This window comes from Streptomyces sp. NPDC001443 (assembly GCF_053597355.1).
This window is the reverse complement of record NZ_JBSFIA010000081.1, coordinates 1-16,362: the sequence shown is the minus strand read 5'-3', so window position 1 is coordinate 16,362 and position 16,362 is coordinate 1. Positions and strand designations below refer to the sequence as shown.

The 16,362-nt window shown below is 71.5% G+C and carries 14 protein-coding genes; 8 read left to right on the top strand and 6 right to left on the bottom strand.

The features are described 5' to 3' along the window. Positions 1 to 76: 76 nt before the first annotated feature. Both ACWC24_RS41210 and ACWC24_RS41205 read right to left on the bottom strand, forming a co-directional pair. On the bottom strand, positions 77 to 757 hold the full coding sequence (locus ACWC24_RS41210; RefSeq protein ID WP_450668055.1) for an NADPH-dependent F420 reductase: 681 nt from the start codon (positions 755 to 757) through the stop codon (positions 77 to 79). Between the two features lie 174 nt (positions 758 to 931). Continuing rightward, positions 932 to 1,816, bottom strand: a complete 885-nt coding sequence (locus tag ACWC24_RS41205; protein ID WP_450668054.1) for a TIGR03619 family F420-dependent LLM class oxidoreductase — start codon at positions 1,814 to 1,816, stop codon at positions 932 to 934. Positions 1,817 to 2,059: 243 nt separating this feature from the next. Here ACWC24_RS41205 and ACWC24_RS41200 point away from each other — a divergent pair, with 243 nt between their 5' ends. The 5 genes from ACWC24_RS41200 to ACWC24_RS41180 all read left to right on the top strand — a co-directional run bounded on the left by ACWC24_RS41200 (position 2,060) and on the right by ACWC24_RS41180 (position 7,163). Next, a complete protein-coding gene (locus tag ACWC24_RS41200; RefSeq protein WP_450668053.1) occupies positions 2,060 to 2,716 on the top strand; it encodes an RNA polymerase sigma factor in 657 nt (218 codons plus the stop codon). Continuing rightward, positions 2,709 to 3,662, top strand: a complete 954-nt coding sequence (locus ACWC24_RS41195; RefSeq protein WP_450668052.1) for a CU044_5270 family protein — start codon at positions 2,709 to 2,711, stop codon at positions 3,660 to 3,662. The genes ACWC24_RS41200 and ACWC24_RS41195 overlap by 8 nt, the downstream gene beginning before the upstream one ends. Positions 3,663 to 3,756: 94 nt before the next feature. Beyond that, positions 3,757 to 5,019, top strand: a complete 1,263-nt coding sequence (locus ACWC24_RS41190; RefSeq protein ID WP_450668051.1) for an FAD-dependent monooxygenase — start codon at positions 3,757 to 3,759, stop codon at positions 5,017 to 5,019. 114 nt (positions 5,020 to 5,133) lie between these two features. Beyond that, on the top strand, positions 5,134 to 5,619 hold the full coding sequence (locus ACWC24_RS41185; RefSeq protein WP_450668050.1) for a DUF1269 domain-containing protein: 486 nt from the start codon (positions 5,134 to 5,136) through the stop codon (positions 5,617 to 5,619). 224 nt (positions 5,620 to 5,843) lie between these two features. Continuing rightward, positions 5,844 to 7,163: a hypothetical protein gene (locus ACWC24_RS41180; protein WP_450668049.1), complete on the top strand. Its 1,320-nt coding sequence runs from the start codon at positions 5,844 to 5,846 to the stop codon at positions 7,161 to 7,163. A 172-nt stretch (positions 7,164 to 7,335) separates the two neighbouring features. On the opposite strand, the gene ACWC24_RS41175 is transcribed toward ACWC24_RS41180, so the two are convergent. From ACWC24_RS41175 to ACWC24_RS41160, 4 genes are read right to left on the bottom strand one after another with little or no spacing between them, the layout of a single operon-like run. Continuing rightward, positions 7,336 to 7,779, bottom strand: coding sequence for a VOC family protein (locus tag ACWC24_RS41175; protein WP_450668048.1), 444 nt, complete (start codon positions 7,777 to 7,779; stop codon positions 7,336 to 7,338). Beyond that, entirely contained in the window at positions 7,776 to 9,167 is a 1,392-nt protein-coding gene (locus tag ACWC24_RS41170) for an aldehyde dehydrogenase family protein (RefSeq protein WP_450668047.1), read from the bottom strand. The genes ACWC24_RS41175 and ACWC24_RS41170 overlap by 4 nt, the downstream gene beginning before the upstream one ends. A 6-nt stretch (positions 9,168 to 9,173) precedes the next feature. Then, positions 9,174 to 10,157 (bottom strand): fumarylacetoacetate hydrolase family protein, encoded by a 984-nt coding sequence (locus tag ACWC24_RS41165; protein ID WP_450668046.1) that lies wholly within the window; start codon positions 10,155 to 10,157, stop codon positions 9,174 to 9,176. Between the two features lie 6 nt (positions 10,158 to 10,163). Further along, positions 10,164 to 10,454: a putative quinol monooxygenase gene (locus ACWC24_RS41160; protein ID WP_450668045.1), complete on the bottom strand. Its 291-nt coding sequence runs from the start codon at positions 10,452 to 10,454 to the stop codon at positions 10,164 to 10,166. A 223-nt stretch (positions 10,455 to 10,677) separates the two neighbouring features. Here ACWC24_RS41160 and ACWC24_RS41155 point away from each other — a divergent pair, with 223 nt between their 5' ends. From ACWC24_RS41155 to ACWC24_RS41145, 3 genes are all read left to right on the top strand, one after another. Next, complete coding sequence (locus tag ACWC24_RS41155; RefSeq protein ID WP_450668044.1) at positions 10,678 to 11,811, top strand: FAD-dependent monooxygenase; 1,134 nt, start codon at positions 10,678 to 10,680, stop codon at positions 11,809 to 11,811. After that, positions 11,808 to 13,187 carry an FAD-binding oxidoreductase gene (locus tag ACWC24_RS41150; protein WP_450668043.1) on the top strand — a complete coding sequence of 460 codons (1,380 nt, stop codon included), beginning with the start codon at positions 11,808 to 11,810 and terminating at the stop codon, positions 13,185 to 13,187. The genes ACWC24_RS41155 and ACWC24_RS41150 overlap by 4 nt, the downstream gene beginning before the upstream one ends. A 93-nt stretch (positions 13,188 to 13,280) precedes the next feature. Beyond that, on the top strand, positions 13,281 to 16,319 hold the full coding sequence (locus ACWC24_RS41145; RefSeq protein WP_450668042.1) for a glycosyl hydrolase: 3,039 nt from the start codon (positions 13,281 to 13,283) through the stop codon (positions 16,317 to 16,319). The last annotated feature ends 43 nt before the right edge of the window (positions 16,320 to 16,362 follow it).

Genomic DNA, 16,362 nt, shown 5'->3' with positions numbered 1-16,362 from the left:
CCGACAGCTGGCGCTCGCAGCCCGGTACGCCGGTGTACGGGCTGCCGTACGCGTACCGACAGGCGCGTGCCAGGTGTCAGCGGGCGGCCGCCTCGACGCGGGCGCGGACGGTGTCGGCTCCGGCCGGGGTGGCCTCGGCGTTCATGAAGTCGGCGGCGTCACCCGCGTACGGCAGCCCGTACACCGGCGTACCGGGCTGCGAGCGCCAGCTGTCGGCGAGGCCGCCGTACGCCAGGGCGTCGAAGCCGAGCAGGTCGAGCAGTTCGGCGGCGTGCCGCACCGCCGCGGGGTCGTCGCCCGCGAGGGGCAGCGCGGTGCGGTCCGGTGCCCCCTTCGGGCGGGCCAGCGCGCCCAGGTGGCGGAAGAAGATGTTGTTGAACCCCTTCACCACATGCGCGTCCGGCAGATGGCCCTGGAGGAGCTGGCTCTCCGTGGTGGCGCCGTCCTTCAGTGCGGTGATCTCGCCGTCGCGCTCCGGGTAGTAGTTGCCGGTGTCGATGACCGTCTTCCCGGCCAGCGGAGCCACCGGGATCCGGTCGAACGCCTTGAGCGGCACGGTCACCACCACCCAGTCGCCCGCCGCGCCGGCCTCCGCCGGGGTTGCCGCGCGGGCGTGCGGGCCGAGCTCCGCGACCAGGTCGCCGAGGGTCTCGGGGCCGCGCGAATTGCTCAGCACCACGTCCAGGCCGGCGTCGACCGCCAGCCGGGCCAGTGTGCCGCCGATGTGTCCACTGCCGATGAGTCCGAGAGTAGCCATGCTTGTCACAACCTCGTGGCGTGGCCGAGGATTCCGTCTCCGACCGGTTTTTGCGGATCGGCGGATCGGCGGATCGGCGGATCGGCGGATCGGCGGGTCGGTGGATCGGCGGGTCGGCGGGTCGTTGCCGTGAGCCGCGGTGCCGCGACCGGCTCGGCCCTCCCGGCCGAAACGTCAGGTGAGCTGCGGTGCCACCTCGGCCGCGACCCATTCCATGGCCTGCTCGACATGTTCGGCCGCGAGAGGCAGCCACAGGGTGCAGGCGGTGAGCCCTGCCCCGGCGAGCCGGCCGAGGTCGTCGACGACGCTCGCCGCGGTGGGCGCGGTGCCGCCGAGCGGTCGTCCCGGCGGCGGAATCGCCGCGGGCAGACCCGGGGGAGTGAGGAACGCGGCCGAAGCGAGGGTCAGCCGGTCGGTGTCCTGTGCGTCGGCGAGGTCGCCCAGGCGGCGCCGGACGTCGGTGACCTCCGCGGCGTCCGCGCCCGTGCCGTACCAGCCCTCGCCGAACCGCAGCACACGGCGCAGGGCGGCGTCGCTGTGGCCCCCGACCCATACGGGCGGACCGCCGGCGGTGACCGGGGGTACTCCCAGGCGCGCGGCGCGTAATGTCGTGAACGGTCCGTCGAAGTCGGCGGGGCGCCGGGTCCACAGGGCCTTGGCGGCGCCGAGGTGGTCGTCGGTGCGGGCGCCGCGTTCCTGGGCGGGTACGCCGACGGCGGCGAATTCGTCCGGGTTCCAGCCGGTGCCGACGCCCAGGATCAGGCGGCCGCCGGACACGGCGTCGAGGGTGGCCGCCTGGTTGGCGAGCACCAGCGCCGGGTAGTACGGCGCGACGAGCACGGACGTCAGCAGTCGTAAGCGAGTTGTCGCTCCCGCGACGGCCGACAGCAGGACGAGCGGGTCCGTGTCGAGGCCGAAGCCACTGTCCAGGAGGCGGTTGCCGACCGCGACGTGGTCCAGGCCCAGGTCTTCGGCGAGGCGTGCGGCGCGGAGCACGCCGGCTCCGTCGTCGAGCGGCCAGCGCGGCTGGAGGGAGACACCGAGGCGCAGTGAGGGCATGAGGTTGCCTTTCGACGGCGGTCCGACGGCGATGTGACGATCGGTGATGTGGCGATCGGCGATCGCCCTGTCGCCACCGTCAACCCCCGTACTGCCGCTGTTTCATCCCGGCTGGGACGCGGTGGACCGCATGGTGTGGTGCAGGTCACATGGTGAAGGTGGAACTCGCAGGGTGGTATCGGCGAACCACTGGTGTCCACGCCAACGACTTCAGGGGAAGCACATGAACCGAAGAGGTAACGAGTGACGCTCTCGCCGGGCGTCGGTACCTGGTCCGACGACCGGGACGGCCACGAGCACGACTCCGACGCCTCGGTCGTGGAGAAGTCCTGGGAGACACCGGACGTGTTCGCCGTGCTGTTCGACCGGTACGCCGACGACATCCACCGCTATGTGGCCAGGCGGCTGGGCGTCGACGCGGCCGACGATCTGATGGCGGAGACGTTCGTGATCGCGTTCCAGCGGCGTCGCCGCTACGACCTGACGCAGACTCAGGCCCGCCCATGGCTGTACGGCATCGCGACCAATCTCGTGGGACGTCATCGGCGGGTCGAGGCCCGTCGCCTGCGCGCACTGTCGCGCGCGGCGGCCTACGGGGGCGACGCGGAGGGCGAGCCGATGGAGGACCGGATCGCCGAGCGGGACAGCGCCGAACGCGCCGCGCGCGTCCTGGCGGGCGCGCTCGCCGAACTGCCCGCCCGCCACCGTGACGTCCTCCTCCTCGTCGCCTGGGGCGGCCTCGACTACACGGAGACGGCGCGATCCCTGGGCATCCCCGTCGGCACCGTGCGCTCACGCCTGCACCGGGCACGGACCCGACTACGTGGATCCGGCGGGTCCATAGACACCCAGGACGCCCTTCGCGCGGCCGCGCCCCCCAAGGAGCACGATCATGGATGAACTCACCGGGCTGCCCGAATGGGAAGCCGGCAACGTCCGGCTCACCTCCCGGGCGCGCGCCGCCGCCCGGTCCCGCCTTCTCGACGCGATCGACCACGAGACGCGTCACGGCGCACGAAGCGGGCTGCCCCGACGCCTTGTGCTGCGCGGCGCCTTCGTCGGTGTGGCCGCCGCCGCCGCGGCAGGCGTCACGGTCGCGCTCACGCGGGACGGCGACGACGCGAGCACGCCGAACCTCACCACGCTCAGCGCGGCCCAGCTCCTGCGCAAGGCCGCCGACACCACGCGGGCCGACCGTGGCCGGCTGCCCGTCCCGCGCGACGACCAGTACTTCTACACCAGGACGTACGTCGAACGGACGTATCGCAAGGGAGGCGGAAGACGTACCTGGACGGACGAGAGCTGGATGTCCGTCGACGGATCCAAGCCCTCCAGCCGACAGGAGTACGGGAAGGTCCACCACGATCCGCCGCTCGGCCCCCATGAGGTGGCGTGGCCGCCCACCGTCTACTCCAAGCTCGAGAAGCTGCCCACCGACCCCGACGAACTCCTCGCCCTGTTCCGTCGCGACATGCCCGACTCGCCGCAACAGGACATGATGACGTTCATCGAGGTGTGTCTTCTCATGGAGGGACCGCGCGTGATGCCGCCGGGACTTCAGTCCGCCGCCTTCGAGGCGCTCGCCAAGATCCGAGGGGTGCGCATCGACAAGGACGAGGTCGACGTCCTCGGCCGGCCCGGAATCGCCGTGTCCCGGCCGGGCTCCCAATTCGCCTTCCTCTTCGACCGCGACACCTACGCCTACCTCGGCATGCGCGTGCGAGGCGGCTTCACCACAAAGGTCGTGGACGGGAAGCCGCGGGAGACCGGCGTGTACGACGAGACAAGGAGCCTCCAGCAGGTCGCCGTGGTCGACAGCATCGGCCGGCGACAGCCGTCCGGCTGAGGGGAACATTCGTCCAATCCGGCGGCGAGGGGCGGCGGACACAGTGGACCCATGGTCGGTTCCGACGGCGGAACCGATCGATTGGGGGAGTGTCATGCGGATTCTCGTCTCCGGCGCCGGCGTCGCCGGTCCGGTGCTGGCGTACTGGCTCACCCGGCACGGCTTCTCGGTCACCGTCGTCGAGCGGGCGCCGGCCCTGCGCAGGACCGGCGGTCACGCGGTCGACCTGTTCCGGCCCGCGGTGAACATCTCGGAGAGGATGGGCGTGCTCCCGCGGGTCGAGGAGCGGGCCACCGGCACGAACCGGATGACCGTCCACCGGGAGGGCTCACGGCGCCCCGTCCGGGCGGACCTCTCCAAGATCTTCGGCGCCACCTCCGACCGGCACGTCGAGATCATGCGCGACGACCTGAGCGAGATCTACTGCGACGCCACCCGCAACGACGTCGAGTACGTGTTCGGCGACTCGATCACCGCCATCTCGCCCAACGGCGAGGTGCGGTTCGAGAACGCCGCGCCGCGCCGCTTCGACCTCGTCGTCGGCGCGGACGGGCTGCACTCCGTCGTGCGCCACCTCGTCTTCGGCGCGGAGTCCCGCGCCGAAGACTTCACCGGGGCCCACTTCGGGGTGCTGACCCTGCCGAACGCCACCGGCCTCGACGGCGAACTCGTCCTCCACGTCGGCGTCGGCCGCACGGCCGGCATGTACGGCGCGCGGCACCTCGGCGAAGCGCGCGCGCTGTTCCTGTTCCGCAGCGAGCGCGAACTCGACCACCACCACGACGTGCCCCGGCAGAAGGAGCTGCTGCGCGGCGCGTTCGCCGGCCTGCACGCCGACGTGGACGGCTGGCTCGAGGAACTCGACCGCACCCCGGCGTTCTACTTCGACTCGATCACCCAGCTCCGCATGGACACCTGGTCGAGAGGGAGGGTGACGCTCGTCGGCGACGCGGGCTACTGCCCCGGACCGGCCGTCGGCGGCAGTACCAGCCTGGCCGTGGTCGGCGCGTACGTCCTCGCCGGAGAGCTGGCCCGGGCGGGCGGCGACCACGAGCGCGCCTTCCCCGCCTACGAGCGGGTGATGACGCAGTACGTGCACGGCAGCCGCGCGGTCGCGCTGGGCGCGGCGAAGACCCTGATCCCCACGTCCCGCCTCGGCGTGTGGGGACTGGCCCAGGGCGCCCGCCTGATCTCGGCTCTGCCCGCCCGCCCCAGCCGCGCCCTCGTTCGGCTCACCACCAGGAGCGCGCGCTTCCACGACTCCGTCACCGTCGACGACTACCTGCCGTCGCCCGCCGCGGCAGGAGCACGAGGTGGCCTCGCAGACGACCCCGGCGGCGGTCTCGGGGCGTTGTGAAGAAGGCTCGCCGCCCGGACACGTGCCCTGTGTCCCGAGATGCGCCATTTCGAGCCGGATCGTTTACTGGTCGCACCGACCTTGGGCATCTCCCCTTCGTACTGGAGGAAAAACGTGGCGACTCTTACCGTCTGGAAGTTCGACTCCTTCGATCGCGCCGACAAGGCGGAGGACGCTCTGCTCCGGTTGCAGAAGCAGGAACTGATCAAGGTGGTCGATGCGGCCGTCGTCAGCTGGCCCGAGGGAGCGAAGAAGCCCAAGACGAGGCAGCTGCGCGACCTCACCGGCGTGGGCGCCCTGTCGGGGACGTTCTGGGGCATGCTCTTCGGCCTGATCTTCTTCGTGCCGCTGCTGGGTGCCGCGATCGGGGCCGCGGCGGGCGCGCTGGGCGGCAGCCTCGCCGACGTCGGCATCGACGACGACCTCATCGACACCGTGAAGGCCGAGGTGACACCCGGCACCTCCGCGCTCTTCCTGCTCACCCAGGACGCCGTGGTGGACCGGGTGAAGGCGGAGCTGCCGGGGGGCCACGCACAGCTGATCCGCTCCAACCTCAGCGGTGAGCAGGAGGCGAAGCTCCGCGAGGTCTTCGAGGGCTGACCCCGAGTGTGCCGTGCGTCCACGACGAAGGCGGGCTAGACCCGGGTCCGCGTCGTGGACGCGCACCCGTCCACGCGCACCCGTCCACGCGCACCCGTCCACGCACACCCGCCCACGTGCAGACGTGTGCGTGCAGACGTGTACGTGCCGACAAGCGTCAGCATCACCCCGTCTGCAGGCCCGGGTACGACGCCCCTGCCGCCGCCCGCTGTGAAAGGCCCTCCATGTGCGCCCGGCCCGTCCCCTCCCGCCGCGCCCTCCTGCGCACCACCATGGCCGCCGGGCTGGGCGCCGCCGTCCCCGGCCTGACCCTGGCAGGCTGCGCCGGCCCCCGGCAGACGGAAGCCGCCGCGGCCTCGCCGAGCCCCACCGGGACCGGCCCGCATTCGTCGGCAGTCGGACTGACCTCCAACGGCTACGGCCACACCGACGCCGACTACGCCCGCGCCGGGCTGCAACCCGACCGGATCCAGCAGTGGGAGGACGGCTTTCGCACCGCCGGCCAGAACGACGACCCGAACGTCTTCGAGTGGTGGTACTCCGACTTCACCGGCGACGACGGCACCGTCGTCTCCTTCACCCTGAGCACCCGGCTCGACGACGGATTCGTCCCCGAACCCGGCGAGGCCGGACGCAGACCCAAGTCCGCCGTCATCGTGACCGGCCCCGACGGCACCGGCCACGGCGGAGCGCACACCTACGAGTGGAGCGACTTCTCCAGTGCCAAGGACCGCTGCGACGTCCGTCTGGGCCCCTTCACCTTCACCGGCGACCTGAAGACGTACCACATGAAGGGCCAGTCGAGCGATGTCGGTGTGGACCTGACACTGACCAACCTCGTACAGCCCTTCCGCCCCGGCACCGGCATCATCTACTTCGGCGACACCGACTACCACTTCGGCTGGCTGTGCGTGGTGCCGTCGGGCACCGCCACCGGCACGGTCACGGTCGACGGGAAGAAGCGCTCCTTCACCGGACACGGCTACCACGACCACAACTGGGGCAACCGCCCCTTCCCCTACGGTGTCGCACACTGGCGTTGGGGCCGCGGCAGCGTCGACCGGTACGCCGTCATCGGCGCCGACCTCCATCTGCGCAAGGAGTACGACTCCGCCACGGTCCCCGTCTTCCTCGTGGAGGACACCAAGACCGGCAAGCGCGTGGTCGGCGCGTACGGCACCGACACCGTGACAGCGGTCGAGTCCGACCCCGAGCCGCACCCCGAGGCCGCCTACCCCGACGCCTACTACAGCAAGGTCCACTGGAGCTATCACAACGGCGGCGACAAGGCCGACTTCACCTTCACGGACACCGACCGGCTCATCGTCGCCCGGCAGTACGTCACCAAGCCCACACAGGCCCAGAAGAGCGCCATGGACAAGCTCGGCATCGACGAGATCTGGTACACCCGCTACGCCTCCGCCAACAGCCTCACCCTCGACCTGGCCGACGTGCACACCTCGGGAACCGGAACAGGAACCCTCGAAGCCGCCCAGTTCGGCCTGGCCGACGCGCCGCCCAGGACGACCAGCACCCCTTCCTGATCGCGGTCGGGCGGTCGGGCGGGCATCAGCGGACCCAGACCGACCGCGCGCCCGAGCCGGTGAGGCTGTTGAACATCTGGGACGCCTGGAGCCTGCCGTCGAACATGCGCAGGACGTGCATCGAGACGTACATGACCTCGATCAAGGCGGTCTTCCAGGGGAGTCGAGCCGATCACCCGGTCGACGACGCCCGGGCGGAGGTGCGGTCGAGCAGTTCGATCAGGTTGCCCTCGGGGTCGGCCACATAGGCCATGCGGACGCCCGCCTCGGGTGAGGGCCGCGGGGTCATGCGGTCCGTCGCGCCGGCCTCGATCAGCGCGCCGTACGCGTCGTCGACGTCCTCGACGTCCAGCGCGATGTGCCCGAACCCGCGCGTCAGCGCGGCCTCCAGCGGGCCCGAGGCCTGAATCCCGGCCCGGTTGTCCGCACGGTGGATCAACTCGATCCGGTGACCGTGCGGGCCGCGCAGCATCACACCGCGCAGGCTCACCCCCTCGACCTCGAAGGAGAACTCGGTCTCCAGGCCCAGAGCGGTGCCGTACCAGGCGCTCATCGCCGCCAGATCGGCCACGTTGAGGCCGACATGGTCCAGACGGCCGGCGGCCGGGCCGCTCACGCGACCACCACGGTACGGACGTTGGTGAACTCGCGGATGCCCTCGGCCGACAACTCCCGTCCGTAGCCGCTGCGGCCGATGCCGCTGATCGGCAGCCGCGGGTCGGAGGCCACGACGGCGTTGACGAACAGGGCGCCCGACCGGATGCGCCGGCCCACCGCGAGCGCGTGCTCGGTGGCGCCCCACACGGCACAACCCAGCCCGAACGCGGTGTCGTTGGCCAGTTCGACCGCGTGCTCGTCGTCGCGGGCCCGGACGATCGCGGCCGCCGGTCCGAACGTCTCCTCGACGAAGGCGGTCATGCCCGGGGTGACATGGTCGAGCACGGTGGGCGCGACGAAGTTGCCGGGCCCCTCCAGCGCCTCCCCTCCGGTGACCAGGGTGGCGCCCTGCGCCACGGTCTCCCGGATCTGGCGCAGCAGGCCCTCGCGCAGGTCCGCCCGGGCCATCGGACCGAGCGTCGTCGAGGGCAGCGTCGGGTCGCCGACGTCCAGCAGGGCGACCCGCTCGACGAACGCGGCGACGAACGCGTCGGCGACCGCCTCGTGCACGATGAACCGCTTGCCCGCGATGCAGCTCTCGCCGACGTTCCCGAACCGCGAGGTGACGGCGGCCTTCGCCGCGGCCTCCAGGTCCGCGTCGGCGAGCACGACGAACGGGTCGGAGCCGCCGAGTTCGAGCACCGACGGCTTGATCGCGGAACCGGCGACCGCGGCGACCGCCGTGCCCGCGCGCTCGCTGCCGGTGAGCGTCACCGCCGCGATCCGCGGGTCCCGGATGATCAGCTCGCTGACCTCGGGCACGTCCGGCGCCGCGACGACGACGGAGCGCAGCAGCCCGGTCGGCGCGCCCGCGTCCGTGAACAGCCCCTCGATCGCGAGCGCGGCCCCGGTGACGTCCGGACCGTGCTTGAGCAGCACCGCGTCACCGGCCGCGACGGCGCCCGCGGCGAACCGGATCACCTGCCAGAACGGGTAGTTCCACGGCATCACCGCGAACACGACACCGAGTGGCTCGTACGAGAGCCACGAGCGTGACCGGCCGGCCTCGACCTCGTGGTCCGCCAGCCATTCGGGGGCCTTCTCGGCGACCACCGAACAGTTCCAGGCGCACTTGTCGATCTCGGCGAGGGACTCGGAGACCGGCTTGCCCATCTCGGCGGTGATCAACGCCGCGTAGTCGTCGCGGCGTTCCAGCAGCAGCTTGCCGATGTTGCCCAGCAGCGTGAGGCGTTGCGCGAGCGGGGTGGCGCGCCACGCCGCGGCGGCGGCGTGGGTCCGGGCCAGCGCATCCTCGACGGCGGCCGCGTCGTGGGTCGGGTAGCGGCCGAGCACCTCACCCGTGGCCGGGTTGCGGGTGACGACCTCGTTCTCGGTGGGAAACACCATGGTCGATCAGGTCTCCTGACGTACGCGGCGCCGCGCCGGCGGGACGGGGGGAGCCACGTCCTCGGCGGGCACCACGATCTCGTTGCGTATGGTGCCGAGGCGGTCGATCGACATCTCCACCACGTCCCCGATCCGCAGGGGTGGCGGGTCGAGCGCGCCGTTGCGGCCCCAGGACTCGGCGAGCGAGCCGGAGGCGCAGGTGCCGGAGGCCAGCACCTCGCCGGCCTTCACCCACGACGCCCGCGACGCGTGCGCCACCAGGTGCTCGAAGGACCAGCCCATGTGGCCCGAGCGGTCGGATCCGACGCTCACGCCGTTGACCTCGACCGTCATCCCGAGGTCCAGGAAGCCGTCCTCGTCGCGGCAGCCGTCCAGTTCGTCGGGGGTGACGATCCAGGGGCCGATCGTCGTCGCGAAGTCCTTGCCCTTGGAGGGGCCCAGCTTCAGCGTCATCTCCCGGCTCTGCACGTCGCGGGCCGACCAGTCGTTCATCACGCAGTAGCCGCCGATGGCCGCGCGAGCCTGCTCGGCGTTCGCGTTGCGGACGTCCCGGCAGATCACGGCCGCGATCTCCAGCTCGAAGTCGAGGCGCGCGGTGTCGGGCGGCATCGCGATGTCGTCGTGGGGACCGGTCACCGCGTGAGGCGCCATGAACAGGAACACCGGGGCCTCGTACCAGGCCTCGGGCGGGCCGGGGTTCCCATGGCCGCGCTCCATGCCGTCGACGTGCGCCTCGAAGGTGAGGAAGTCCCGCATCGCCACGGGATAGACGGGCGGCAGCAGCACCACATCCCTGAGATGGATCCCGTCCGCCCGCGCGGCCGTGTCGGCGGCCGCCTCGCGGCTCGCGGCGTCCGAGGCGAGCAGGGACACCATCTCGGTGCCCGCCTCGAACGGATGGATCCACCACCGCGGCCCGTCGCCCACCACCAGCCCGACGCGGCGCGCGCCGGGAGGCTCGGTGCGGCGACGGAAGGCAGCCAGCTTCATCGAACCTCAGCCGATCGTCTCGTAGAACGCCCGCTCACGGCTGGCGAGCGCGGGGATCGCCTGGCCGTGGCCGTACTCGGCGAAGTGCTCCGACGCGCCGTGCGCCGCGTACGCCGCCTCGTCGTCGTAGATCTCGAACAGACGGAAGACGCCCGGCTCTTCGGGGCTCTCGTACGCCTGGTAGAAACGGTTGCCCGGCTCCTGGCGGGAGGGCGGCGTGAGCTTCTCGATGGCGTCCCGTACGACATCCTCCTGTCCCGGCTGTGCGGTCCAGATCGCCGTCACGACGTAGGCCATGGGTGACTCCTTCGAGGGGGAGGGGCGGTTGTTCGCGGAATGCGCGAGTGCCCTCACAGTAGGACCGGGTCCGACCTCCCTCATAAGCGCTCGTGGCGATGCCAGACATCACGTTCACAGGGGCCATGGCCCGGCGATGACAGGTATCAGTTCGTGAAGGGTTCTCCCGCAGGCCGGGAGGGGCGAGTGTGTGACGCGTAACGCATCCAAGGAAGGACCCCACATGCCCGATTCGCAGACCCGTCGCGTCCTGATCGTCGGTGGCGGCATCACGGGCGGAGTGCTCGCCCTCGCCCTGAGGAAGCGGGGCATCGAGGTCGTCCTGGTCGACCTGCGCACCGACCTCGGGGGCGTCGGCCACGGCATCACCCTGCAGGGCAACGCGCTCAAGGCGTTCAAGTCGGTGGGCGTCTACGACCGACTCGCCGAGCACGCCTACGCCTTCGACAAGGTCCGCCTGCGCCACGCCGACGGCAGCCTCATGGTCGAGATAGCCACCCCGCCGATGGGCGGCCCCGAAGTCCCGCCCACCGTGGGTGCGTTGCGCGGCGACCTGGCGGACATCATCGCGGCGGACCTGCCGGCCGCTGGTGTGGACGTGCGACTGGGCACCACCATCGAGGACTTCGAGGACACCGGCGACGCGATAACGGTCCAACTCTCCGACGGCACGAGGGAGACGGTCGACCTGCTCGTCGGCGCCGACGGCATCCGCTCCAAGGTCCGCCGGATGATCGGCATCACCGACGAGCCGACCCCGGTCGGGATGGGCATCTGGCGCACCGTCGCCCGCCGCCCGCAGGCCATGGACTGCTCCGAGGTGTACTACGGCGGGCCCAAGTTCAAGGCCGGCTACACCCCGATCTCCGACGAGCTCTGTTACGTCTTCCTCATCGAGGGCAACCTCGACCGGTCGTTCATCGGGGAGGGACCCAAGGGCGCCGTCCTCAAGGAGCGCGGCCAGGGCTACGGCGGCGTCTGGGGACAGGTGCGCGACGGCATCGCGGACGACGCGATCGTGAACTACCAGTGGATCGAGGCCATGCGGGTCGAGTCCCCGTGGTACCGCGGCCGTACGGTCATCATCGGCGACGCCGCCCACGCCTGCCCGCCGCTCATCGCCCAGGGGGCCGCGATGTGCGCCGAGGACGCCGTCGTCCTGGCCGAGATGCTCGCCGGCGACGACAAGATCGACGACGTGCTGCCCGCGTTCATGGCCCGCCGCTTCCCGAGGGTGCGGATGGTCCTCGACAACAGCCTCCGGCTCGCCGAGTGGGAGATCCACCCCGAGACCCCGGGCGCCGACCCGGGCCGGGTCATGGGCGAGACCCTGCACGCCGTGACGGAGCAGGCGTGAGCGCGCCGCTGCCGCACTTCGACGGCGAACTCCTGTTGCGCGGCGACGCCGGCTTCGACGACGCAGCCGTCGACCGGGTCTTCAACCGGCGCCTGCCGGACCGCACCCCGGCGGCCGTCCTGCGGGTCGCCAGTGAGCAGGACGTCGTGGCCGGCGTCCGGCTCGCCCGCGCCCGCGGCTGGCAGGTGGCCGTCCGCTCCGGCGGCCACAGCTGGGCCCAGTGGTCGCTGCGCGAGGACGCCCTGGTCCTCGACCTCGGCGGCTTCAAGGAGATGTCGTACGACCCCGAGACGCAGGTCGTGACGGCGACCCCGTCCGTCCAGGGCGGCATGGAGCTGGCGCCCTACCTGGCCTCGCGCGGCCGGTTCTTCCCCGGCGGCCACTGCCCGACCGTGGGCATCGGCGGCTTCCTGCTCCAGGGCGGGCAGGGCTGGAACGCCCGCGGCCGGGGCTGGGCCGCCGAGTACGTCACGGCCGTCGACGTGGTCACGGCCGAGGGCGAGCCGATCCGGGCCGACGCCGAACACCACAGCGACCTGTACTGGGCCGCCCGCGGCGCGGGACCGGGGTTCCCCGGCGTCGTCACCCGCTTCCACCTGCGGACCCTGCCGCACCCGCGCCACCTGGCGCACACGGTGCAGGGCTTCGCGCTGAGCGACTTCGACGAGGTCATGACCTGGCTGCACACCGTGCACGGCAGCGTCGCCGACAGCGTCGAGATCGTCGCCCTGACCAAGACCGAGCCCGGCCTCGGCGACGAACCGGTGCTCCTGGTGACCGCCGTGGCGATAGTCGACGACGCGGACGAGGCCGACCGGGCGCTCGCGCCGTTCCGGACGAACCCGACCCTGGAGCGGGCCCTGTTCGTCGTCGACAACGAACCGACCACGTTCGAGGACGAACGGCAGGGCCAGCTCGCGGCGAACCCCGAAGGCCACCGCTGGGCGGTCGACAACGCCTGGATCTCCGGAACGCCCGCGGACGTCGTGGCGGCCACCCGCCGCGTCCACACCACGCTGCCCAACGCGAAGGCGTTCACGATCTGGTTCAGCATGGCGCCGCTGCGGGACCTGCCGGACATGGCGTTCTCCCTGCAGAGCGAGATATACCTCGCCAGCTATGTGCTCTGGGAGGACGAGAGCGAGGACGCGCGGCACCAGGAGTGGCTCGCGGGCGCGATGGCCGACCTCCAGCCGGTGACGGTCGGCCAGTACCTCGGCGACTCCGACCTCGCCCGCCGCCAGCTGCGCTTCGTCTCCGACGCGTCGTGGGAACGCCTGCGGAAGATCATCGCCGCACGCGACCCCGGCGGCCTGTTCGTCGGCTACCTGGCCGGCCCGGACGGCGCGACCAACGCCAACCACTGGCAGGCGTAGGGCCGCGGCCGGAGCCCGTCTGTGCGGGGGCTCCGGCCGCAGCGTGCGGCAGACGTGCTCCGGACCGTTCGGGGTGTCGCATATTTTGGGCGCATGGCTACCGCACGCCGGAGAGGCGCTTACAAGGTCGGAGTCGCCCGGCGCGCGAAGATCATCGAGTCCGCGACCCGGCAGTTCGCCGCCGATGGTTACCAGAACGTCTCGATGGCCCAGATCGCGAAGGACGTGGAGATCACCGACAGCGGGGTCCTGCACTACTTTCCGAGCAAGCACCATCTGCTGCTCGCCGTGGTCCATCACCGCATCGAGGCGGCGGAGGAGTGGTGGAAGCGCGTCCCCGTGGAAGCGGGCGTGCTCGTCATGCTGCGCGGCATGGTGGAGAGCTCCCGCTGGCACCTGTCCCAGCCGGGCCTGATCGAGCTGTTCGTCGTGATGGCGTCGGAGATGTCGAATCCGTCGAGTGCCGCCTACGAGGTGTACTCCCGGCAGTACGACGGGGTCACCGCGGCGCTGCGTACGGCGGCCCGGCACGGGATGCAGGCCGACCTCACCCTCGGCCCCTACTGGCCGACGGTCGTCCCGGGCATCCTGCCCGACGACGACGAGGCGATGAAGGAACTGACCTACGGCCAGACCGTCGTCGACGGCGGGACCGCCTACTCCGCCGCCCTGCCCGCCCCGCACTCCGAGCCGAGCGGCGTCGCCGCCGGACTGCCCGAGGTCACGGTCACCGACGTCCTCCAGGCCGTGCACGCGGCCAGGATCTCCGGTTCGAGCACCGCGAGCCCACTGGTCCTGGAGGAGTCCACCGTCGTCGACATCACCTCCAAGGTGAGCAAGGGGACGCTGAACTGGACGGCCCCCTCGGGCGGCCAGTGGGTGATAGTCGCCAGCTACTCGCGCGGCACCGCCATGATCGAGAAGCAGGTCTACTACCAGGGCTACCACTACCCCTTCACCGATCCGCAGGCCTACGTCGTCGACCACTTCGGCGCCAAGGGCGGGCGGGCCGTCACCAACTGGTGGGACAAGAAGCTGCTCACCGCGGAGATGCGCGGCCTGCTGCGCCGGATCGGCGGCAACTTCTTCGAGGACTCCCTGGAGTTCAACGTCGAGGTCCACTGGACCCCGGACATGCTCAAGGAGTTCGCCAGGCGGCGTGGCTACTCGCTGAAGCCGTACCTGTTCCTGGCGCACGGAGATGCGAAGGCCGCGTACACCTTCGCGAGCGGCAGGACCCCCGAGCGGGTCCGCTGGGACTACCACCAGACCCTCAGCGACCTGTTCGTCGAGAACCACGTCACCCTGCTCGACGACTGGGCCCGGACGCTCGGCATGCGCCTGCGCAACCAGGCGTACGGCGCCCCGCTGGACACCGCCTACTCGTCGGCCAGTACCGGTGTGCCGGAGGGCGAGTCGCTCGCCTTCGGCGGCAAGCCGGACTCCTTCCGTCTGGTCGCCGCCGGCCGTGATCTCGGCCGTACCGGCAAGGTGCTCTCCAGCGAGATGGGCGCGAACGTCAACGGCGCCTACCGTCTGACCCTGGCCGACCTGATCACCACCGCAAACCCCGGCTACGCGCTGGGCGTCAACCAGGTGCGCATCCACGGCTTCCCGTACGCCTCCTCGCCGGCCGGCCAGTGGCCTGGCTTCTACCCGTGGGCGCCCATGGGCGCCCCGATCAACTTCGCCGAGGCGTGGGGGCCGCGCCAGCCGCAGTGGCAGGTCATCGACGGTGCCTCCGGGTACATGGCGCGAGTGCACACGCTGCTCCAGTCCGGCACCCACAGGGTCGATCTCGCCGTCTACCGTGAGGAGTTCGACTCCGCCGACACCGTCTTCGACGACGGCTCCCTCTCCGGCGCCGGCTTCTCGTACCAACTCCTGAGCTGGGGGCTGCTCGGGTTGCCGGCCGCCAAGGTGAAGCGGGGACGGCTGGCCGCGGACGGTCCCGCCTACAAGGCACTGATCGTGCCCCGACTGTCCACGATCCTCCTGGACAGCGCCAAGCGGATCCTCGCCCTGGCCAAGGCGGGCCTCCCCGTCGTCCTGCTCGGTGAACTGCCCACCGGGACCACCGGTCTGTCCGACGCCGTCGCCCGCGACAAGGCGCTCGTCACCGTCCTCAAGGAGTTGACCGCCCACCCGCACGTCCGCGTCGCCGCCGCGGTCGCCGACGTGCCGGCCGCGCTGCGCAAGCTCGGGGTCACGGCGTCCGGCGTGCCGTCGGGCATCGGCGGACTGCTGCACACCCGCCGCGAGGACGACGGGACCACGTACTACTTCCTGCTGAACAACTCCTCCGCAGCGGTGTCCGGTTCGGTCACCCTGGAGGCCGAAGGCACCCCGTACCGGATCGACCCGTGGACCGGCGACGTCACCCCGCTGGGCGTCTACGACGACCGCACCGAGGGGCACGTCACCGTCGGGCTCTCGGCCAGGGCCGGCGAGGCCGTGGTCATCGCGGTCAGCACGAGCCGCGACTTCGGCTGCCACCACAAGAGCCTGCACGCGGTCACCGCGTCGACCGAGGTCCGGCACACCCCCTCCGGCCTGGTCGCCAGAGCCACCACCGCGGGCAGCCACACCGCCACGCTGAGCGACGGGCGCAGGGCCACGGCGGAGATCGGCAGCGTACCGGCCGCCCTGACGCTGAACGACTGGAAGCTGAAGGTCGAGGACTGGTCCCCGACCCATCCGGGAGCCACCGGGACGGCCGCGAACGCCACCACCCGGACGATCCACCACCTCACCCTCGACAAGCCGACCTCCTGGCAGAACCTGGACGGGTTGTCCGACGCCTCCGGCATCGGCATCTACACCACCACCTTCACCGTTCCCTCCTCCTGGAAGTCGACGGCCGGCGCCACCCTCGACCTCGGCTCCCTCGGGGCCGGAAGCGCCGAGGCCGCGCTGGACGGCAAGGCGCTCGCCCCCGTCAACCAGCTCAATCCCGTCATCGACCTGGGCAGCCTCAAGCCCGGTTCCCACACGTTGGCCGTCACGATCGCCACCACGTTGATGAACCGACTGAAGCAGTTCCGCCCCGACGTCTACACCGCCGCCAAGCAGGACTACGGCCTGCTCGGCACGGTCACCGTTACCCCGTACGCCGAGGCCGCGCTGCGCTGACCCCCGTCCCCGCACACCGGCCGGGCGTCCGCGCGGACGCCCG